The 15210-nt window shown below is 51.1% G+C and carries 12 protein-coding genes and 1 pseudogene; 7 read left to right on the top strand and 6 right to left on the bottom strand.

The genetic code is table 11. The features are described from left to right. Positions 1–13 precede the first annotated feature (13 nt). The 4 genes from WC980_05480 (at position 14) to WC980_05495 (ending at position 6266) form a co-directional block, all read left to right on the top strand. Entirely contained in the window at positions 14–1009 is a 996-nt protein-coding gene (locus WC980_05480; GenBank protein ID MFA5794503.1) for a beta-ketoacyl-ACP synthase III, read from the top strand. Positions 1010–1033: 24 nt separating this feature from the next. Then, positions 1034–4237 carry a glycoside hydrolase family 20 zincin-like fold domain-containing protein gene (locus tag WC980_05485; protein ID MFA5794504.1) on the top strand — a complete coding sequence of 1068 codons (3204 nt, stop codon included), beginning with the start codon at positions 1034–1036 and terminating at the stop codon, positions 4235–4237. 173 nt (positions 4238–4410) lie between these two features. After that, positions 4411–4962: a recombinase family protein gene (locus tag WC980_05490; GenBank protein MFA5794505.1), complete on the top strand. Its 552-nt coding sequence runs from the start codon at positions 4411–4413 to the stop codon at positions 4960–4962. 41 nt (positions 4963–5003) lie between these two features. After that, a complete protein-coding gene (locus WC980_05495) occupies positions 5004–6266 on the top strand; it encodes a trypsin-like peptidase domain-containing protein (protein MFA5794506.1) in 1263 nt (420 codons plus the stop codon). Here the strand turns inward: WC980_05495 and WC980_05500 are convergent. The 4 genes from WC980_05500 to WC980_05515 all read right to left on the bottom strand — a co-directional run bounded on the left by WC980_05500 (position 6263) and on the right by WC980_05515 (position 9245). Then, positions 6263–6400, bottom strand: a complete 138-nt coding sequence (locus WC980_05500; GenBank protein ID MFA5794507.1) for a hypothetical protein — start codon at positions 6398–6400, stop codon at positions 6263–6265. The genes WC980_05495 and WC980_05500 overlap by 4 nt on opposite strands. Before the next feature lie 3 nt (positions 6401–6403). Continuing rightward, complete coding sequence (locus tag WC980_05505) at positions 6404–6772, bottom strand: hypothetical protein (protein ID MFA5794508.1); 369 nt, start codon at positions 6770–6772, stop codon at positions 6404–6406. A 55-nt stretch (positions 6773–6827) separates the two neighbouring features. Beyond that, positions 6828–8438, bottom strand: coding sequence for a glycosyltransferase family 39 protein (locus tag WC980_05510; protein MFA5794509.1), 1611 nt, complete (start codon positions 8436–8438; stop codon positions 6828–6830). A gap of 63 nt (positions 8439–8501) precedes the next feature. Next, entirely contained in the window at positions 8502–9245 is a 744-nt protein-coding gene (locus WC980_05515; GenBank protein MFA5794510.1) for a DapH/DapD/GlmU-related protein, read from the bottom strand. A 130-nt stretch (positions 9246–9375) separates the two neighbouring features. Between WC980_05515 and WC980_05520 the strand changes: the two genes are divergently transcribed. Then, positions 9376–10041 carry an endonuclease III domain-containing protein gene (locus WC980_05520; protein MFA5794511.1) on the top strand — a complete coding sequence of 222 codons (666 nt, stop codon included), beginning with the start codon at positions 9376–9378 and terminating at the stop codon, positions 10039–10041. A 289-nt stretch (positions 10042–10330) separates the two neighbouring features. Here the strand turns inward: WC980_05520 and nifU are convergent. Both nifU and purB read right to left on the bottom strand, forming a co-directional pair. Further along, positions 10331–10699: pseudogene (gene nifU, locus WC980_05525) on the bottom strand (Fe-S cluster assembly scaffold protein NifU). Between the two features lie 73 nt (positions 10700–10772). Further along, a complete protein-coding gene (gene purB / locus WC980_05530) occupies positions 10773–12167 on the bottom strand; it encodes an adenylosuccinate lyase (GenBank protein MFA5794512.1) in 1395 nt (464 codons plus the stop codon). Between the two features lie 118 nt (positions 12168–12285). On the opposite strand from purB, the gene WC980_05535 reads away from it, so the two are divergent. Together WC980_05535 and WC980_05540 are read left to right on the top strand one after the other, a co-directional pair. Then, positions 12286–13323: a glycosyltransferase family 9 protein gene (locus WC980_05535; GenBank protein ID MFA5794513.1), complete on the top strand. Its 1038-nt coding sequence runs from the start codon at positions 12286–12288 to the stop codon at positions 13321–13323. A gap of 66 nt (positions 13324–13389) precedes the next feature. Beyond that, the gene (locus WC980_05540; protein ID MFA5794514.1) at positions 13390–14550 is read left to right on the top strand and encodes a hypothetical protein; all 1161 of its coding nucleotides are present in this window, start codon (positions 13390–13392) and stop codon (positions 14548–14550) included. Positions 14551–15210 lie beyond the last annotated feature (660 nt).

Here is a 15210-nt window from a genome sequence, read left to right on the forward strand (position 1 = left end):
ATAATGGCCGCCTATGAATAAAATCCGAAAAGTAGGCATCATAGGGACGGGCTCATTTGTGCCGTCCAAGGTGCTGACCAACGAATATTTCGAGAGTATAGTCGATACCAGCGATGAGTGGATAGTCACCCGGTCGGGCATCAAGGAACGCCGGATGATAGACGAGAAGATGGCCACGTCGGATATGTGCTTTGAGGCGGCCAAAAAGGCGCTGGAGGCGGCCAAGATAAAAGCCGAGGAGCTGGATGTGATAGTCATCGGCACGGTTACTCCGGACCATCCTTTTCCGTCGACGGCCTGTTACTTGCAGAGCCGGCTGGGCGCCAAGAACGCCGCGGCCTTCGACATTTCAGCCGCCTGTTGCGGGTTTATGTATAGTTTCGGCGTAGGCACGAGGCTGATGCTGGGCAGTAATTATAAATACGCCCTGGTCATCGGGGCCGAGTCGCTCACCCGGATTACCGATTATAAAGACCGGGGCACCTGCGTATTGTTCGGCGACGGGGCCGGCGCGGTGGTGCTGCATTCGGGCGACACGGTCCACGGACACGAGATAATTTACACCTATATGGGTGCGGACGGCAACGGCACCCATTTACTCTACCAGCCGGCCGGCGGTAGCCGGAACCCGCCCAGTCACAAAACCGTAGACGAACGCGGGCACTGCGTCAAGCTCAAAGGCCGCGAGGTATATAAATTCGCGGTGACCAAAATGTCCGACCTGATCCGCAAAGCCGTCCAGGAATGCGGGCTGACCATGGACGACATCAAGCTGATTGTGCCGCATCAGGTCAACCTGAGGATACTGGAAGCGGCGGCCGAGCGGCTGAACTTCCCTATGGAACGGGTCTTCGTTAATATCCATAAATACGGAAACACCTCGTCGGCGTCGGTGCCGATAGCGTTTGACGAAGTCACCCGGGCCGACAAGCTCCAGAAGGGCGACATCGCGGTTCTTGTTGCGTTCGGCGGCGGGCTGACCTGGGCTTCAGCGGTTATCCGCTGGTAGTTCTAACCGTCCCGTTAAATCATAATGCGTAAAGCACTACTAATCATACTTGTTATCATTTCCTGCTGCGGCGATTTGTCATCCGCTCCGGCAGACAGTCAATCTGGTAAATCACAAATCAACGTCATTCCCCGGCCCAGGCAGGTAACTTACCGGAATAACGGCTGTGCCATCAGCCCGGACTGGCGGATAGTTTTGGAAAGCACCAGCACCGGACTGGAGCGCCGGGCGGCCGAGCAGATAAGCATAGACCTGGAATTTGATTACGGCGTCAAGGTGCCGGTGGAGCTGGATGATTTCGATGCCCGGACCAGGCCTAATTCTATAGTGTTGGGCGTGCCCAAGCGCGATAAGGGTGTTAACGAGCGGGCCGTCAAGCGGGGTGTTGTTGTCAACGACGCGCTCGAACCACAGGGCTATTTGTTGTCGGTGGAGCAGAACGCGGTGATGCTTTTGGGTAATGACCCTGAGGGAGTTTTCTACGCGGCCCAGACGCTTCGCCAGTTGATAACGAGACAGGGTATCCAGGCGCTGGTGCCGGGGGTTTTCATCACCGATTACCCGATTTATAAATACCGCGGCGTACAGATGGATATCAGCCATAACGCCGTCCCGACCGTGGAGCAGTTCAAGCACATCATCCGGACCCTGGCTTTATACAAGATGAACCTGCTGACGTTCTCAGTGGAATCAACGCTGGATATCCTGACTCCGGACGAAATCCGGGAAGTATCTGCCGACGCCAAGGCGCATAACATTGAGCTTATCGGCAATATCCAGTCCGGGGTTCCGCTTAAATCACCGGACGGGTCGGTAACACCGCGGCAGGAGGATTATTACGATTACCTGGAGCAGGTTTATGAGAAGGCGGTGCCAGCGTTTGAGTCCAAGTACTTGCATTTCAACTGCGGTGATGAGGTTAGCGGCAGTTCGACCGACAGCATGCTGGAATTTAATACGCACATCCAGCGGGTGATGCACCTAGCCCGGATTTATTACAAGACGCCGGTGTTCTGGGGCGAGATGTTCCTGAAATACCAGGAGCTGTTGACCCGGATACCGGACAAATCGGTGATAATGAATAATACCCGCGACCCGAAGCGTTACCGTTCATCCATCGAGGCGATTGGCAAGGCCGGGCTGGGGCAGTTCCTGTGCCCGAAAGGATACGCCGAGGGCCGGATATTCCCGTTAATAGATGACGCCAGGGACAGTATTCTGGAATTTTGCCGGGTTGGCGTGCCGTTTGTCGAGTCGGGCAAACCGGTGCTGGGCGTGGTGCTGGAACTGGGTTGGCGCCGGCCCGGGCCGGAGTTCTTTGAGGCCAACTGGCTCAACGTGCTCTGGGCGGCCGAATGCGCTTGGGGTCCGGACAAGGCGGATTATGGCTCGTTCCCGGCGCGGTTCTCGCGCTCGTTATTCGGGATTGATACCGATACCGGTTTCGAGGTGGCTGATATTTTTAACCAATGCAACCGGTTGCTGGGGTTTCCGGACGATGTGGTCAGCCGACTCTATGAAGACCCCTTTGCCAGCGATTTCCATTTGGAGGTGCCGGAGTTCAACGCCCGGCTGGACGAGGTGGTCAGATTGGCCGGCGAAGCGCAGAAGTTGTTGGGACGGTTGGAGGCAAGGGCGCATAGCCATAAACAATATATCAACACTTGGAAATATGTGGCTGAGCAGTGGCAATACCTGGCATATAAATTTCTGATGAGCCATGTCGTAGCAAATGCATATAATGATTTGTATTTTACTGAGCTGGAAAAAATCAATTACCAGAGGGTAATAAATGAATATATTAATACCTTGCGCTTATTGCGCGAAAAGACCGTTGCGATACAATCAATAAGCAATGGTTTTATGAGCGGTCAATATGAAAAATCACATGATAACTATGCGCAGTTGGTAAAACTATTTGAGGATAAGTCGGCTAAATTAAAAAACATTCTGGAAGCAGTAATGATTTCCGGAAGAGCCGGTTTGGCATCTTCTGCGGAAATAGGTTTTATGCTTAAATCGTTCCCGGCCCGGGCGGTTAACCCGGAGGTAATTATGCCGGGGCAGGAGGTGGCCAAGAGGTTTGTCTGGTGGCAAAAGGACTGGCCTTACCGGGTATTTGTCAGGCTGGAGAACAAAGTTACCCGCGAGCCGTTGGGCGCCAACCAGTTTGCCTGCCCGGTCGAGGTCAGCCTTGATTTCAGCCAGCTTTTATCCGAGGCCTTTCCCGAGGTGCGCGGGTTGCCGGTGGGCGTACAGCGCCGAAAGCCGGAGGCTGGGTTGGATTTGGATTCAATCCGGGTGGTGGAGTATGACGAGGCCGGCGTGCCGCTGGGCGAGGCTCCCTGCCAGGTCGATAAGCAGCCGGGCTTTGACGCCCGGAACAGCGCGCGGGTCAATGTTTACTGGGCGCTTCGGGGGAAGGCTTATATGAATACTACCAGGTATTTCTATATCTATTTTGATGTTGACAACAAGCAGCCCAAACCTGAACAGTCGTACAATCTTTTACAGGTTAAACCATCCGGGGACAATGGCGTCAAAAACGAGAGGATAAGGGCTTATCTGGAACCGGAAGCGGAGGGCGTCATCAGAAGATGGCATGTCCGCGATATCGGCGCCGGGATATTCAGCAGCCTGAACGTACTGGGCGGAAAGGGCGCCATACTGGAAGCGCCCGGGGTTTTGCTGGGGTCGGGAGGCGATAAGGGCGGCTACAAACTGGAATCCGAGGCGGTTGGGCCGCTGATGGCTCGCTACCGGGCCGTCGCGCCGGGCGGATTTTACCGGCAATATACATTTTATGAAGACCTGCCGGTAGTGGATATTTTATCTAATGCCGGATTAAACCAGTGTTTTAATAATGGGCTTGGTGATAACTTCGAAAAAGGGCAGTATTTGTTTTCTAATTACCAGACTGGTCAGGTCGGCTCCGGGCGGGTGGATTGCCCGGAGGCATTCTGGTCCGTACTCAAGCGTAAGGACGGGTTGGCATTTGGATTCATCACGCCGGATAACCGGGCCGGACATTACGTGGCCGGCAAAGACTTGAGCGGTATTGACAACCGGCAGGGCATAGCGCATTTCGTGGTCTATTGCGACCGGACCGAAGAGGACCAGTTCAAGCTGATGAACCGGATAATGTCGGTGTTCAGCTTGGTTGATTCGGCAGACCAGGCTAGCCGGACGCTCGTCATCCAGAGGGGCAAAGGCGAGGCCCGGGAATAGCCATCATGAATAGACCCACATATAAGTATCTAATAAAAATATCGCCTAAATATGTAAAATATTCTAAAGAATCTTTGACAATATACCGATATAACATGTGGAGGGAGAGAGAAGAAAGGTTGTTAAGGATAATTGGTTATTAGCTCTAATTGGGTTGAAAAAGGAGTAATTATATGGTAAATTCGCCGGAACCGGAAATTCAGAACCAGGGCAAGATATCTGATTACCAGCAGGGGAAGATGCCTGTAGTAAAGAAGGTTGAGTTAAGAAAGGGGTCCGCCGAAGCCGAAAGGGCTAAGGTTATAGGGTTAGATGCCTGGCTAGACCGGATACAGGCAGGCAAGCGCCGTGCGGCCAGCCAGGGCCGGCATCAGGGCGGGGTAACGCCTTATGGATACCGCAAGAACTTTGACCCTATCCAGGGACGATTCGTGCTGAGACCGGAGGTTTTTGAGTCATCAATAGTCCGGATGGTTTATCGTGAATATCTCAGGCTTAGGAGCTTGGGCAAGGTGGCCAGGCGGATGAACGAGATGAATATCCCTTCGCCCTCCGGCGCGGTCTGGTCCAGGCAGGCGCTGGGCTTTATGCTCAGCAACCCGGTTTACCTGGGCCGGGTGACTTACGGCCAGATTCAGGCTAACGGCGGACACGAGGCTATCATTGCTCCGATTGTGTTTAACATGGTGCAGAAGATAAAAGGAGGAAACAAGCGGAGTGGGTAATACAGATTACCGGGGCGGGAAATCAGGCAAGGAGGTGGCTTATGAAAAACAACAAGAATCGGAAATCAGTTATCATCAGGCGATTGATTCGGATCTTTTCCGGCGCCTTTATCAGGATAAAGCCGTCCACCTTAGCGCTGTTCATCGCCGGATTAGTCGCGGTCTGGGCCGTGCTGGAAATCCAGATTAACAGCCTGATTAACTTCTCGGAAGAACTCCAGGCCGGACAGATATCGCAGCAGGGATCGCTGTCCGATGCCAACGAACAGATCCGGTCGGCTGACGATACCATCCTGGCGCTTCGCCAGAGAATCAATATACTTTTGAAGCGGACGGAAATTGAGTCCCAGATGACCAAAGAAGAGGTGGCTTCTTTACGGGCCGGCCTGACCGACTTCCTCAAGGAAGTTTCCAGCGCTGACGAGAAGGTCAGCACCAAGCTGGGCGTAATAGAAAAGCAGCTTAACGCCACCACTGACCGTTTGGTCAATAACCTGGATGAGGTCTATCGGTTGAAGCAGTCGCTCAATAATTCCGTCCGCAACGAAAGGCTTTACGAGGAATTGCTTCTGCCGTCGGTCCGGGTCCGGACCAAGGGTAACGTGGGCGGCGGAATCATCATCTACAGCCAGCCGTATTTCAAGGATGAGTACCAGACCTATATCCTGACCGCCTATCACGTGGTTAAAGGCACGGTTTTGTCGATTGAGGATAACTCTCCGGAAGACAGCATTGAGCAGCCGGTCGTTAATAAGGCTTCCGAGATAAACATAGATGTTTACCGGGATGATTTCTCGGCCATGGATGAGTTCAAGGCTGAAATAGTTATTTACGACGAAGTCAAGGACCTGGCCATACTGCACCTTAAGGTCTCCAAACAGTTCAAGCACACGGCGCACTTTGTTTCCAGGGACAGGATTCAACAAATCAAGGTCTTCAGCCCGGTCTACGCGGTAGGTTGCCCGCTGGGTTATGACCCGCTGCCGACCAGCGGGGAGATCTCCAGCCTGTACAAGCAGATGAACGGCGAGAAATTCTGGGTGATGAATGCCCCGACAATATTCGGCAACTCGGGCGGCGGTATTTTCATGGGCGATACTTACGATTTAATCGGGATTTCATCTATGGTCTGCGTTTATAACCAGGTCATTCCCACGCCGGTGACGCACCTGGGCCTGATGGTGCCGGCCGAAACGATATTCCAATGGCTGAGCAGCAAGAGGCTGGATTTCCTGTATAATCCCGCAATAAAGGCGATGCCGTTCGAGGGTTTGACGGTGAATCCGGTTGGTAATGGGGATTAGAGCCAGTAGGAACAAAGTGCATTAGTGCCGGTTTGAGCAAAGCGAGTTATCTGGTACTTATCCCTGAACGAAGTGAACGGGACGTACTGGCTCTTATCCTGTGCGAAGCACAGGGCTAGAACCAGTAATGCCATGGTTTAGAGCCAGTCGAATTCGTCGATGAAAGTTCTTTTACGGACGCGGTCGACCATTTCAGCCGAGCGTTTGAGGTATTCCACTATTTCTTTACGCTTCCATTTGGCGTTGGTTTCTATCTGAGAGAGGATTTCGCCGATTATTTCCTGGCGCAGGTTAAGGCGTTTGCCCAGTTTGAGCTTCTTGAGATCATAACCCATTTTCCGGGCGGTTTGGAATATGCGGTCTTGTTCGTCTTTGGTGATATTAATGCCGGGTCTTTCGCTCAGCGCGTCGCGCACCAGTCCCATATCAAGTTTTAGAGATTCGGCAACGTCCTTGAGCTCAACCTTTTTCATCGGTGTGTCCTTCCTAATAGGAACTTTTCTCATAATGGAATTGGGGAGAATAGAACAAATATTTTCAGCACTGTCAAATAAAACTATGTTATCTGTTTCTGTGCCTCCCTGTGATTTTGTCAATAATGCAATATACTTTATAAGATTCAAAAGGAAATTCCGAGCGTTTTCGGACCAGCGACACTTTGAAATCCGGATATTCGACGGATTCGCTCCATGATTTTACTTCAGGCCATGCGAGTTCGATATTCTTGTCGGTCACCAGATAGTCGGCTGTTTTCAGGGTTTCTAAAAGGTTACCTTCCGGAGCAATCTGGTATCCGCGGGCGTAATAAGGAACCCTGTTTATGGATGTGATAATCCTGGGTGGATATTCCGTCTTGCCCTGGGTTGTTGTTCCGGAATGTTTTCCTGCGAAATCATTGCGGATAGTAAACCCGACCATCTTCTGTCCGATTTTATCCTTGCTCACCGGCGCGAATGTATGCACCGAGAGGATTAGCAATGTTAGCGTAATGCCCAGCCACCTGAGATTGGTCAGGCGCATCTTAGCCAGCAGGTAGTCCAGCCCGGATGCGGAGAAGAAAACCAAGAGAATTCCCAACGGCACGGTGTAACGCTTGCTTACCCGGCCGAATATTACCGCGAACCCCAGCAGGGCTATGATGTATACTCCGAAGGTGAACCAGATGATGAGTGATGATTTCGGGTCCGTCGCCGGTTCGGGGTTCTTGCGCACCACACTGACGATATAAACCAGCAGGAACAGCAACAGCAGGACGTGCACGCCCTTGACTGATTCCTTGGCCACGATATAGACCGCATTGAGATAGCGGTTTGGGCCGGGTTTCTCGGGCGCGGGCGTTTCGTCGGACAATTCAGCGCTGCCTAACAAGGCCTTGACCTTGGCCAGCGAGAATTTCTGGGTTATCTCTATCCGGCCCTGGGTTTTATACATATGATATAAATAAGGCGTGGCGGCCAGCAGCCAGGGCAGTGTCAGGATTAATACGGCCAGCGCCCGCTTGCCGGAAGTTTTTAGGTAATTGCGCCTGATATCTATCAGAACCGTCAGGGCCATGGCTGTAAAAAGCAGTATCAATCCGTCCGGCCGGACCAGGTACGCCATCATGGCGCCGACTCCGGTCAGGAAGAAATAACGGTATTTCCATTTGGCGCCGAAGCGCCATGGAGCACTGCGTTCACAATCCACTGACAATGACAACAACATCATCCAGGCCGTAAAGAACAGGAAGCTCATGAATAATCCGGTGGTCAGCACCTCGGCCGAATACCTAGCCGCCAACGGATGGAATATGTAAAACAGGCATCCGATGAATATCAGCGGCGATGCCTTGCCGTCAATTCCGGGGAATATTCTCTTGCCCATGAACCAGAGCGGTATTATTGCCAGCGCGCCGAAGAGGATGGAGATAAATAGTCCGGCCCATTCCCAGGAGCCGCGCAGGTGATAAGCAACGGACATCAGGAACGGATAGAGCGGGTGATAGGGGTGGCTCAGCGCGGCCTTATAATTACCGGCGTAATAATCCTTGGCCACACTGATGTAAACCGGCCCGTCGCTGGAGATGACGTAGGTGTTCCAGACAATCACCAGCCTGACCGCGATGGCCAGGATTATTAATGTAAGGATGATAGCCCATTGATGGTTTTTGATGTAGTCTAATAATGATTTCATTCTGGATAATGAGGTAGGCTGGATTTTCCCTGCATACTACCTTCTATCTACTACATACTGGTATTATTGATTCTCCAGCAGTTGTTCCTTAGGCACCGGCCTGATTGGCCTGGCCGGAGCGCCCATCACCACCGTCCGGGCCGGCACGTCTTTGGTCACGACAGACCCAGCCGCCACCAGGCAGTCCGGTCCGAGCGTTCGTCCGGGCAGGATGGTGGCATTGGCGCCGATACGGGCGCCGCGCTTCAGGGTCGGTCCCTTGAAATGCTTGAACCGTTCTTTGGTCCGGGCTAGGAAGTTATCGTTGGTGAAGGTTACTTCCGGCGCGATGAAGCAGTCGTCACTGACCGTGGAATAAGCGCAGATATAAACCTCGGTCTCGACCTTGCAGCGCTTGCCGATGGAGCATTTGTTTTCTATGGCCACGCCCCGGCCGATGATGGTCTCGTTGCCGATGGCCACGTTTTCCCGGATGGATGCGAAATCGGCGATGAGAATATCGTTGCCGATTTTACAGCCGCAATAGATGATGACCGAAGCGCCGATCAGGACATTGTTGCCGATGCGGGCCGGCGGCAGGGACTGGACTTTGGTGGTAGCCGAGCGCTTGGCCTTCATCGGTTGTTTGCCGATGACGGTATGCTCGTCTATCCGGACATTATCTCCGATGACGGTGCCGCTTTTGATGACCACGTGATGTCCGATGTCGCAATTCCGGCCGATGCGCACATCACCCTCGATGACCGCATACTGGCCTATAGATGAGTTCTTGCCGACCTTGGCCGTTCGGTGAATGAATATATCCATGCGCGTGAACTTACATTATAAAAAGACAGTGTCAATAGAATATTAATCATAGTAACACCTGATTATTCTTGTCTTATCAACAAAAACTATTATTATCAGTTCAGTCAGATGAATCCGCTTACTGAATATTATGGCTAAAAAAGACCTGTTAGAAATATACCAACGGTTATACAAGCGCTTCGGCCCGCAGCACTGGTGGCCGGGCGATACGCCGTTCGAGGTGATTATCGGCGCCATCCTGACCCAGAACACCAACTGGTCCAACGTGGAAAAGGCCATCAACAACCTCAAGAAAGCCAAGGCGCTTACGCCGGACAAGCTTCACCAAACCAGACTGTCCGAGCTGTCCGAACTCATCCGCCCGGCCGGATATTACAACGTCAAGGCCAAACGGCTGAAAACCTTCATTGACTGGCTGATGGAGAACTACGACGGCGACCTGGACCGGTTATTGGCACTGCCCACAGCTTCATTGCGCGAGGCGTTGCTGAGCGTGCGCGGCATTGGTCCGGAAACGGCCGATTCCATCGTGCTCTATGCCGCCGGCCAGCCGTCATTCGTGGTAGACGCCTACACCTACCGGATATTCTCGCGCCACAGATACGTGCCCGAGGAAGATACCGGCTACGACGAGCTCAAGGCCTTCTTTGAGGATAGTCTGGAAAAGGACGCGAAGTTATTCAACGAATACCACGCCTTGCTGGTGAGATTAGGCAAGGAGTTCTGCAAGAAATCCAAACCGCTCTGCGCCGAATGTCCGCTCAACGGTATTAACGATTACCCGCCGATTCCTTAAACCACGAATAAATACGAAACCGCGGATTAGGCAGATTATGCGGATTACTCCGTGTGCTCAGTGTCTCTGTGGCAGACTAAAATTTAGCCTTACAGAACGGGCATTCCTTTACGCCTTTTGGAATGGGTTTCTTGCAGTTGGGGCAGGTTATAAATTCCTTATTGCAGGGTTCGCAATGTAATTCTTTGGATAACTTATGGGCGCACATCGGGCAGGCGCACTTGTCTTCTGATTGAGGTTTACAGGCCGCGGCGGTGACTGCTTCTTTAGTCGTGCCCGCGGGCTTGGCCTGTTTCTTGCATTCGTAATTCTCTATGGCCCGGTGCAGGGCATCGGCGCCCAGGTTAGAGCAGTGCATCTTGTTGGGCGGCAATCCGCCTAACTGGTTAGCCACGTCCTGGCGAGAAATCTTCTTGGCCTCTTCCAGGGTCTTGCCGATGGCCATCTCGCTGACCATTGATGACACGGCAATGGCCGCGCCGCAGCCGAAGGTCTTGAACTTGACGTCGGCCAGCTTGTTATCTTTTACCTTGATGTAAAAAGTCATCATATCGCCGCAGACCGGGTTACCGATTTCGCCCACGCCGTCCGCGTCGGCTATCTCGCCCACATTACGGGGATTACGGAAATGATCCATTACTTTGTCGGTATAAGCCATAATGCCTCCGTTGGAGTAATTTCTAAATACTAATATCTAAATCCTAAACGCCCCGTGTTTATCGCATTAGAAATTAGTGTTTAGAGTTTATTATTCTATTCGCTTCCTTGGTAAACATTTCCACCTGTCTGGCCGACAGTCCGGTATGTCTTTCCGGCTTGGTCAGCGCGTCCAGGCGGTGGGTAATCTTTAAGAAGGCCGGGTCGTTGCGGATGCGGTCTATCAAATCGTTATCCTCGCCCCGGCGGATCCGGGCCACGGCCGCCATGGAATGGTCGCGGATGGACTTGTGCAACTGCTGGCGGTCGCCGCCGGCCTTGACCGCGGCCATCAGGATATCCTCGGTGACCATAAAAGGCAGTTCCTGGTTTATCCTTTTCTGTATCCCGGACGGATTGACGCTCATGCCCTTGACTATATATATGTAAAGGTTAAGTATGGCGTTGGCCGTCAGGAACGACTCGGGCATGGTCAGCCGCCGGTTGGCCGAATCGTCCAGCGAACGCTCCAGCCACTGGCTGGCGTGAGTGAACTCGGCGTTGCTGAGCAGCGATATCAGGTAGCGCGACAGCGCCGTTATCCGCTCGCTGTGCACCGGGTTGCGCTTGTAGGCCATGGCCGATGAGCCGACCTGGTCCTTTGAGAACGGTTCTTCCATCTCGCCGAAGCTCTGCAACAGCCGCAGGTCGGTGCTGAACTTATGCGCCGACTGGGCCAGGCCCGAAAGCACGGCCAGCACCTGGTAGTCCTGCTTGCGGGTGTAGGTCTGCGAGGCAATGATGAAGGTATCGTTGAAGCCCAGTTTCCGGGCCAGCAGTTTGTCCAACTGCTGAACCTTGTTGGCGTTGCCGTTAAAGAGAGCCAGGAACGAAGCCTGTGTGCCGATGGCGCCCTTAGCGCCCAGGAATTTAAGTCCTTTTTGCATATGAACCAAATCCTGGTAATCCATAACCAGGTCCTGGAGCCACAGGCAGGCTCGTTTGCCCACGGTGGTCAGCAAAGCCGGTTGCAGGTGCGTATAACCGCAGGTGGGCATATCCTTGTATCTCAGCGCGAACCGGGACAGCTCGCGGATGAGGTCTTTTAGTTGTTGCCTGATGAAATCAATCGCCTGTTTGTAGATAATCAGGTCGGCGTTATCGGTCACCAGGGCCGAGGTGGCGCCCAGGTGGATAATCGGCTTGGCCTTGGGGCATTGCTCGCCGTAAGCCTTGATGTGGCCGACTACCTCGTGCTTGGTCAGCTTTTCGTATTGGGCAATTTTGTCGTAGTTGATTCTGGACTGGAATCGCTTGAGCTGGGCTATCTGGGCTTTGGAGACGGGCAGGCCCAGCGCCCGTTCCGCCTCGGCCAGCGCCACCCAGACCCGGCGCCAGGTGATAAGCCGGTGCTCGTCGGAGAAGTTGTAAACCATCTTCTCGTCGCAATAGCGCGTCACCAGGGGCGATTGGTATATTTTCTTGTCCATAGTGTTTAGTACACGGATTTAGCGGATTCAGCCGATAAAATCCGATTAATCTGCTTAATCAGCTTACTTGTATTTATTTCCTTGCCAATAGAGCGAAAAATACTATCGTATTAATCCGATGACCGAAATCAAGAAAATATTGATAATAAGATTAAGCGCCGTCGGCGACGTGATAAACACTTTGCCGGCCCTGCGCCTGTTAAGGAAACATTATCCCAATGCCCATATCGGCTGGGCCGTGGAAGAACGTGCCCGTGAAATCCTGGCCGGCGACCTGGACATCAACGAACTCATCGTATTCCGCCGAACCAGGCACGCGCTGTCTCCGGGCAATATCTTCAGCGCCGTGCCGGCCTTCATCAAGGCCTTGCGCCACACCGATTACGACCTGGCGCTGGATTTCCAGGGCAACCTCAAGAGCGGGCTGGTGTCATATCTCAGCCGGGCCAAACAGCGCATCGGTTTCGCCCCGCCGGCCTCGAAAGAATATAATTACCTGTTCAATAACCAAACCGTGCCATTGCCCGAACAAAGAATCAACCGCATCCAGAAGAACCTGTATTTGTTACGGGCGATAGGCATCTACGAGACCGGCCTGCCCAAGGAGCCAATTATAAATATAGAAAATTTAATTCGTGTTAATTCGTGTCCATTCGTGGTTCCCGATAGGGTGGTCGTTCTTCACCCGGGCACCAGCGCCTTCGGAGCTTATAAGCGCTGGTCGTCGGACAGGTATGCCCAGCTGGCTGACCGGCTCATCAACGAGCTCAAGTGCCAGGTTTTGTTGTCCTGGGGACCGGGCGAAAAAGAATTAGTTGACGGCATAGCCGCTATGGCCAAAAACAAACCGATTATCCTGGACTATTCCCTGACTCTTAAGCAGTTGGCGATGTTGTTGTCAAAGGCGACGCTGTTTATCGGGAGCGACTCGGCTCCGCTGCATTTAGCAAATATACTCAGGCGTCCGCTCATCGGCTTATACGGCCCCAAAGACCCGGTGGTCTACGGCCCCTGGCCGGCCCGAGCCGACGCTATTATCGTCCGCAAAGAGCTGGACTGCTCGCCCTGCACCAAGCGCTCCTGCGACGCTCCCAAGTGCATGGATGCTATTATCGTGGATGACGTATTTGCCACGGCCAATGAGATTTTGTCTTGACAGTAACGGTAAAATTGGATATAGGTGGTGGCATAGAAAATAAATAAGGATGTTCCCGGAATTTGTATGTTACCGGAATCCCAAAACAAAATAGATCAGATTTGTGAAATTCTTAAGAATTTTATTCCTTTGAATGAAGCAACCGACCCCACTTCTAAAACTGCACTCTTAAAAGAATATTTTAATCCACCAGCTTATATTGTACGATTCCTTTTATTAAAAATACTTCATCTAAAAGACCGCGGAATAGCAGATAAATCATTGTGGGGTACTTCTTTTAAATATAAAAATTATCTTTTTGAGGTAAGTGATTGGAAGGGAAGTTGGTGTCTATACGGGCCCGTGGATAGAAAAAAAGAGATACCTCGCATAGGGTTAGAAGTACAAAATAAAATTACAAAGGCCGTAAAGGTATTAGATGGTATTTTATCTAATAAGTTACGGAGTAAAGTAAAAATGGGGGATTTCTCCTTGCAAAATGTATATCATAAATTATCTGGTATTTACCACTTCTATGAAAAAGAGATTTTGGACACTGAAAAGCAGTATAATAGTTCTCGCACCAGCGATGGTAAAATGATGGGTCTTGTAACACATATTGCTCGTAATCACGACTTAAAATCAAAGATATCAAATTATTCTTTCGCACTAATAGTGTCGTTTTTCTCTTTATTGGAATTTATGCTTGATGCTATATATTCTTTTGAACGGCCAACCGATAACTTTTGGGAATACAAGAAGATGGATTTTAAGGAAAGATTCAAGTTAGTATTTCCCGTGAATAAGGATGCGGAAGCCAAAGGATTTTATGATGAGTTTATTAAAATACGAGAAAGGTACAGAAATCCTCTTGCCCATGGACTATTAAGAAATGAAGAAGATGTGTTAGTTTCTTTAGACGTATTAGACTTGGGTTTATTGAGCATGGAAGAATTGGTCCCTCTCTCGTATGAGTATCTGTCAAATAAAATTAACTACGGCAACTTTTGTATCAAGGATGATGATGCCGTAAAAGTGATAGATTCTTTCAGGGGGTTTATTAAATTTTTAGAAAAGAATAAACCTTATAGTTTTTATATCCAGTATCTACAAGCGGGATTCCCGGTTCCAATGAATAAAGAAAAGATAGATGAAATAAAAAAGACAATGACGACGCCTTATAATTTCTCAAAATATCTGGAGGCAAGAAGTGACACTGAAGATAGGATTATAAATAGAGATATTTAGTTATACAGGTTTACTCAAGGACAGAGGTCTCCACGGCATGGTATTTTGTTCAATCCGGTGACACACACCTAATTTTATAATCCGCCTGCCAGGCTCATTCCCGGGCGCTATTTTTGGCAAATCCGTCGGTTTACCGCCGAAATTCTTAATATAACTCACTTCCCGTCATAAAATTGTCGGACGTCCAACATTAAAGCATTTTTTTTCTGTATTCAAAGCCATGAAAGGGGATATGGATTCCGGTTCAATACGTAGGTAATGCCGGTAGTTATCGTAGGTAGGACCGGTACAAGTTGTAGGCGGGTCCGGTACAAGTTGTAGGTGGAGCCGGTACAAGTTGTAGGTGGGGCCGATAGAAGTTGTAGGTGAGTCCGGTAGAAGTTGTAGGTAGGGCCGGTACAAGTTGCAGGTGGTGCCGGTACAAGTTGTAGGGTAGACCGGTACAAGTTGTAGGGTAGACCGGTACAAGTTGTAGGGTAGGCCGGTACAAGTTGTAGGTTAGGCCGGTAGTTATTGTAGAAGAGTCTGGATAGGATAGAGGGTGAGGGTGTACGTCTTCAGCGCAAGTGATAGTTTTAAGGGGTTAAAACTAAGTTGCATTTCCGACTCCTGAAAATCTTCTACTATTTACTTTCTTTCTACGATTTAACGTTTCGTTTT

The sequence above is a fragment of the Candidatus Brocadiia bacterium genome (assembly GCA_041658285.1).
Taxonomy (GTDB): Bacteria; Planctomycetota; MHYJ01; order JACQXL01; family JACQXL01; genus JBBAAP01.

Excerpts from the sequence above, each read along its gene's own strand:
- WC980_05480 (MFA5794503.1), top strand. The coding sequence starts at position 14 with ATGAATAAAATCCGAAAAGTAGGCATCATAGGGACGGGCTCATTTGTG.
- WC980_05485 (MFA5794504.1), top strand. The coding sequence starts at position 1,034 with ATGCGTAAAGCACTACTAATCATACTTGTTATCATTTCCTGCTGCGGC.
- WC980_05490 (MFA5794505.1), top strand. The coding sequence starts at position 4,411 with ATGGTAAATTCGCCGGAACCGGAAATTCAGAACCAGGGCAAGATATCT.
- WC980_05495 (MFA5794506.1), top strand. The coding sequence starts at position 5,004 with ATGAAAAACAACAAGAATCGGAAATCAGTTATCATCAGGCGATTGATT.
- WC980_05500 (MFA5794507.1), bottom strand. The coding sequence starts at position 6,400 with ATGGCATTACTGGTTCTAGCCCTGTGCTTCGCACAGGATAAGAGCCAG.
- WC980_05505 (MFA5794508.1), bottom strand. The coding sequence starts at position 6,772 with ATGAGAAAAGTTCCTATTAGGAAGGACACACCGATGAAAAAGGTTGAG.
- WC980_05510 (MFA5794509.1), bottom strand. The coding sequence starts at position 8,438 with ATGAAATCATTATTAGACTACATCAAAAACCATCAATGGGCTATCATC.
- WC980_05515 (MFA5794510.1), bottom strand. The coding sequence starts at position 9,245 with ATGGATATATTCATTCACCGAACGGCCAAGGTCGGCAAGAACTCATCT.
- WC980_05520 (MFA5794511.1), top strand. The coding sequence starts at position 9,376 with ATGGCTAAAAAAGACCTGTTAGAAATATACCAACGGTTATACAAGCGC.
- purB (MFA5794512.1), bottom strand. The coding sequence starts at position 12,167 with ATGGACAAGAAAATATACCAATCGCCCCTGGTGACGCGCTATTGCGAC.
- WC980_05535 (MFA5794513.1), top strand. The coding sequence starts at position 12,286 with ATGACCGAAATCAAGAAAATATTGATAATAAGATTAAGCGCCGTCGGC.
- WC980_05540 (MFA5794514.1), top strand. The coding sequence starts at position 13,390 with ATGTTACCGGAATCCCAAAACAAAATAGATCAGATTTGTGAAATTCTT.